The sequence below is a fragment of the Tautonia rosea genome (genome assembly GCF_012958305.1).
Lineage (GTDB): Bacteria > Planctomycetota > Planctomycetia > Isosphaerales > Isosphaeraceae > Tautonia > Tautonia rosea.
Genome location: NZ_JABBYO010000065.1, coordinates 1 through 344, shown reverse-complemented (window position 1 = coordinate 344; position 344 = coordinate 1). Strand labels below are relative to the sequence as shown.

The 344-nt window shown below is 67.4% G+C and carries 1 protein-coding gene; it reads right to left on the bottom strand.

What is annotated here, in order from left to right:
* Nucleotides 1–344, bottom strand: a 344-nt coding sequence (locus HG800_RS26845; protein WP_182830418.1) for a transposase, incomplete at both ends; no start/stop codon positions are given.

Below are 344 nucleotides of genomic sequence, written 5' to 3'. Positions count from 1 at the left end.
GGTCGGTCCCCGGCAGGCCCCGCCGACGCAACGCATTGAGCAGGGTATACGCCACCGACGCGAAGAACAGCCGCAGCTGGTTGGCCCGTATCGTCCCGGCACTGGTCCGATCGGCAAACAGGTACAATTGTTGTTCCTTGATCCGATTCTCCGCCTCGCCGCGGGCACAGTAGTCCTCCTCGTAGAGCGGCTGCGCCGGTCGGGCTTCGGCCGAGATCGATGTGACCACGAAGCGGGGGTTGGCTCCCCGGGCCAGGTGCTCGGCCTTGGCCACCACCCGCCGCGTGCGGCTCCAGCTCTCCAGGGTCTGATAACGCAACTCGGCGAAGACCCGGGCCGGTTCC